At 38.0% G+C, this 5337-nt stretch carries 3 protein-coding genes and 1 pseudogene; all 4 read right to left on the bottom strand.

Features of this window, described 5'->3' with window-relative positions:
- Positions 1–302, bottom strand: a pseudogene (locus FKN93_RS16880) (hypothetical protein); the annotation flags it as partial.
- Positions 303–2285: 1983 nt separating this feature from the next.
- Positions 2286–2699 carry a VOC family protein gene (locus FKN93_RS16860; RefSeq protein WP_170905712.1) on the bottom strand — a complete coding sequence of 138 codons (414 nt, stop codon included), beginning with the start codon at positions 2697–2699 and terminating at the stop codon, positions 2286–2288.
- Between the two features lie 182 nt (positions 2700–2881).
- On the bottom strand, positions 2882–3169 hold the full coding sequence (locus tag FKN93_RS16855) for a hypothetical protein (RefSeq protein ID WP_170887991.1): 288 nt from the start codon (positions 3167–3169) through the stop codon (positions 2882–2884).
- A 1419-nt stretch (positions 3170–4588) separates the two neighbouring features.
- Positions 4589–5337 (bottom strand): TOPRIM nucleotidyl transferase/hydrolase domain-containing protein (locus FKN93_RS16840; protein WP_170905711.1); only part of this gene is annotated, 749 nt, incomplete at its 5' end.

Here is a 5337-nt window from a genome sequence, read left to right as displayed (position 1 = left end):
TCAATGACATTCGAAAAATACCCCAACATTAAATCCTGGTTTTGTTGTGGTATAGCTATACCTTCAATTTTTTTCTTATCTAAGTATTTCTCGCATTTTTCAAGATACTTTTCGTATAGCTCCGTAGGTGAAAAAGAAGACGCTAAGACATATGCCCTAAATTCTAATAAATAGAACAGAACTTGGCGTGTAGTTCTAAGCTTTTCAGTTCTAATTTTGAAGAAGTAACCAAAGCCACTAAAGATCGCACTTAATGTGATCCCAACGATACCTATTAGCGATGCAACAACCTGAACTTCCATGCTTTCTCCGAAACGGCTAACGCCCGCTTAAGGGGCTGACAACGCTACTACCAACTTTCCGCATAACATCGTAACCACAAAAATCAACGCATAATGAAAATGCCACGCGTTGGAAGTCCCTCTTGAAGCGTTTGTTATGTTTTATTACCTATTGATTATATTGAACTTTTACAAAATTCATTTGTTCGAAGCAGTTTAACTCAAAATGATAAACTTGCCTACTTTCAGCAATCATTGGTGCCGATAAGATCCCAAACAAGTTGAAGCGAATTAGCCTGCGGAATCAATGAGCAAACCACACAAAAGAAAGAGACCTTTCAGCAACAATCGAACCTTTTGCGTACACAATTTATCAGAGCAGAGCCGGATAAAAACGCACATTCGCCGATAAACTTGCGCTAACCAAACACTGTCAGCAAACTAGATGCCAATGAGATCCCAAACATGCTGAAGCGAAATAACCTGAGGAATCAAGGGGTCAACAACACCAAAGGAAAAGACCTTTCAGCGACAATCGAATCTTTTGCGTACACAATTTATCAGAGCAGAGTTGGCCAAATAAACTCAAGCATCGATCAACTTTCAATCGCCACCAAAAAGAACAATAAACCCATAATATCAATAAATTAGAATAGGAAAACTTCTAAATCAGACGGAATTTTCCCATTAAAAATTTTGAATTGATCTTGCTGAGGCTCAATAAAACATAACGCCCGCTTAAGGGGCTGACAACGCTACTACCAAGTTTCCGCATAACACTGAAACCACCGAAATCAACGCATAATAAAAATGCCGCGCGTTGGAAGTCCCTCTTGAAGCGTTTGTTATGCTTTATTACTTATTGATTATATTGAATTTTTATAACGTTCATTGGTTAAATCCACTTTAACTCAAAATGATAAACTTGCCTACTTTCAGCAAGCATTGTTTCCGATAAGATCCCAAACAAGTTGAAGCGAATTAGCCTGCGGAATCAAGGAGCAAACAACATCAAAGGAAAAGACCGTTCAGCAACAATCGAACCTTTTTCGTACACAATTTATCAGAGCAGAGCCGGACAAAAACGCACATTCGCCGATAAACTTGCGCTAACCAAACACTGTCAGCAAACTAGATGCCTATGAGATCCCAAACAAGTTGAAGCGAAATAGCCGGTGGAATCAATGAACCAGCAACAACAAAGAAAGAGACTTTTCAGCAACAATCGAACCTTTTGTGTACACAATTTATCAGAGCAGAGTTGCCAAAAAAGCACAAGCATCGTTCAACTTTCAATCGCCACAAAAAATAAACTCATAATATCAATGAATTAGAATAGGAAAACTTCTAAATCAGACTGAGTTTTCCCATTAAAATTTATATATTGATTTTGCTGAGGTTCAATAAAGCATAACGCCCAATTAAGTAGCCCGAAACGCAACTACCAACTTTCCGCACAACACCGTAATCACTAAACTCAACGCATAATAAAAATGCCACGCGTTGAGGGTCTGCTTAAATTGTTTGTTATATTTCAGTTACATACAGCCACTGAAACACCAAACAACCTTTAAAAATAGTACATAACATCAAAAGCTTAACGTCAGTTGAGCCAGATTTCGATACAAAAAAACAATTAATTTTAAAGTCGAATCAAGCTTACCCATTGATTCTGATGATAAATATCAGAGAAATAAGCCATTAATGTAAACCAAATAAAAAGAGCTGCTAAATGTGATTAAACAATAATGTTCGTCAGACATTGATAAACTTGATCTAATCAACTGCTATGCTTCACAAGAAATCATCAACCAGCAAAACACTCACATTACCACTTAACTTTTAAATTTGTAGTACGTTGAATTTAAGAGAAATATAACGCCCGCTTAAGGGGCTGACAACGCTACTACCAAGTTTCCGCATAACACCGTAACCAGCAAAATCAACGCATAATAAAAATGCCACGCGTTGGAAGTCCCTCTTGAAGCGTTTGTTATGTGCGTACTAACGATGATCGCTGCTTAATTGCAACAAATCCCACTTATTTCCATAAAGATCCTGAAATACTACAACCGTTCCATACTCTTCAATTCGTGGCGATTCGTTGAAAACAACACCGTTCGCTTTCATCCGCTCATAATCTCGCCAAAAGTCATTCGTTTGTAGAAATAGGAAAACTCTACCGCCAGTTTGATTACCGATAAACTGAGTTTGTTCATCTGTACTCGCTTGAGCTAACAGTAAATTTGTCCCATTCGAATTGGGTGGTGAAACTTGAACCCATCGCTTACCGCCACCTAAATCGGTATCTTCAACTAGCGTAAACTGAAGCTTTTTAGTATAGAAATCAATGGCATCATCGTAGTTTTCGACGACAAGGGCGATATTGCCAATTTGCTGTTGGACGACTTTAGGCATAATTGCTTTCCAATAGTTTAAACACCTGATTCTATACTACTTTTGAACATTTACCGAAAGCACATAACGCCGCGTTAAGGGGTGAGCAACGCAACGACAAACTCACCGCATCACACTAAAAACTAATAAAATCAACGCATAACGAAAATGCCACGCGTTGCGAATCCCTCTTTAACGCCTTGTTATGTGTTTTTCCGCTCATTTAAAAGGTTTTGATATCGTTTTTCACCAATAAACCAAGCTATAGCATTTAACGGAATACCAATACCAAAAAAAATTATTGCCAATATAGGTAGACCAGTGAAAAACTCTTCCCATTGACTCTGATTGGTGAAGAAAGCCACACCCAAAAACCTACCGACAACAACCGCTCCACCCATAATAAGTGTCTGAGTAAAAGTATAATAGATCAGTCCTTTACGCCTTTTGCTTTCCCATCTTTTAAACCATTTATCCTGAAACTTCGTCATCTAACCTCCTTGATGCCAACGTTGGTTTCATTAAGCTTAGTCATATGAATCGGATGTACTACTTTGCTATTAACTTTTACGAGAAATGTCCCGAAATCGCATTAACACATAACGCCCGCTTAAGGGGCTGACAACGCTACTACCAAGTTTCCGCATAACACCGTAACCACAAAAGCCAACGCATAATAAAAATGCCACGCGTTGGAAGTCCCTCTTGAAGCGTTTGTTATGCTTTATTACTTATTGATTACATTGAACTTTTATAATGTTCATTTGTTCCGGTCACTTTAACTCAAAATGACAAACCAACCTACTTTCAGCAATCATTGTTGTCGATAAGATCCCAAATAAGTTGAAGCGAAATAGCCTGTGGAATCAATGAGCAAACAACACCAAAGAAAGAGACTTTTCAGCAACAGTTGAACCTTTTACACATACAATTTATCAGGGCAGAGCCGGACAAAAGCGCACAATCATCGATAAACTTGCGCTAACCAAATACTGTCAGCAAGCAAGAAGCCAATGAGATCCCAAACATGCTGAAGCGAAATAGCCGGTGGAATCAATGAACAAGCAACAACAAAGAAAGAGACCTTTCAGCAAAAATCGAACCTTTTGCAAGCACAATTTATCAGGGCAAAGTTACCGAAAAAGCACAAGCATCGTTCAACTTTCAATAGCAACAAAAAAGAACAATAAACTCATAATATCAATGAATTAGAATAGGAAAACTTCTAAATCAGACTAATTTTTCCCATTAAAATTTATATATTGATTTTGCTGAGGCTCAATAAAGCATAACGCCCGCTTAAGGGGCTGACAACGCTACTACCAAGTTTCCGCATAACACCGTAATCACTTAAGCCAACGCATAATGAAAATGCCGCGCGTTGGAAGTCCCTCTTGAAGCGTTTGTTATGTTTTATTACCTATTGATTATATTGAACTTTTACAAAATTCATTTGTTCGAAGCAGTTTAACTCAAAATGATAAACTTGCCTACTTTCAGCAATCATTGGTGCCGATAAGATCCCAAATAAGTTGAAGCGAATTAGCCTGCGGAATCAATGAGCAAACAACACCAAAGAAAGAGACTTTTCAGCAACAGTTGAATCTTTTGCGTACACAATTTATCAGAGCAAAACCCGACAAAAAAACAAAAGCATCGATCAACTTTCAATAGCCACAAAAAAGAACAATAAACCCATAATATCAATAAATTAGAATAGGAAAACTTCTAAATCAGACGGAATTTTCCCATTAAAATTGTTTAATTGATCTTGCTGAGGCTCAATAAAACATAACGCCGCGTTAAGGGGCAGCCAACGCCACTGCCAAGCTTCCGCATAACACCATAATCACAAAAAACCAACGCATAATAAAAATGCCACGCGTTGGCTGTCCCTCTTGAACGCTTTGTTATGCATATCTAATCAGTGCATCAAATGCTCTTTTAATAGGGTCTGGGATTTCAGATACATCAAGATGGCGACCAATGATTTCTCCCCAATCAAAGCTTTTATTTGGCCAGTCGTCAATTCTTTCTGCACTGTTTATGGCAACTAACTTTTGACGAATTAAGCTCCTCAACTTAGGCGCAAATTTTTGGTTAGCTTGCAAAGTGTGCCCTTGTTGCGCCATCGGAATTGCATCGATAATACTTATAATATCTTGCTCTGTGATTTCAATTTCTTCACCATACACTTCACGCACTATCTGCGGCCATAGGCCAGTAGGTAACGAATCTTCTAGGTCTTGCTTACCTACAACAAATGTTTGTTCATCTTCCTGCTTGTTTGTGTCAGCATCAAAGATATATATAGATAAATCGTCTCGCTTAGCAAAACCGTCAATTAAACTATCTAACAAATCGTTTGCTACATCTTCGTTGGTACACCCTTTTAAGTTTATCAACTGAATATTATTTTCACGCAGTGTGCAACCTGTATACTTGTGGTAGAGCAACGGGATTAAAGCTTGCTCGGTATTACCTTCTACAACAAGGAATTTATTGAAAAACAGGAAGTCACTATTCAATACACCCAATGTATCGAAAATATCCCCTACCTCCGCTATAGCTCCTATTTTGGTATAACTATTTTCAATTTTGAAAGTATTTATGTCTTCTAGCTTAGAGGCATTAACGAAAATCGTACTATGAGTGCTAA

It is taken from the genome of Vibrio sp. A8-1 (genome assembly GCF_013048685.1).
Classification (GTDB): Bacteria; Pseudomonadota; Gammaproteobacteria; order Enterobacterales; family Vibrionaceae; genus Vibrio; species Vibrio metschnikovii.
Note: the sequence above shows the minus strand (reverse complement) of the source record. Positions and strands in the feature narration are given on the sequence as shown.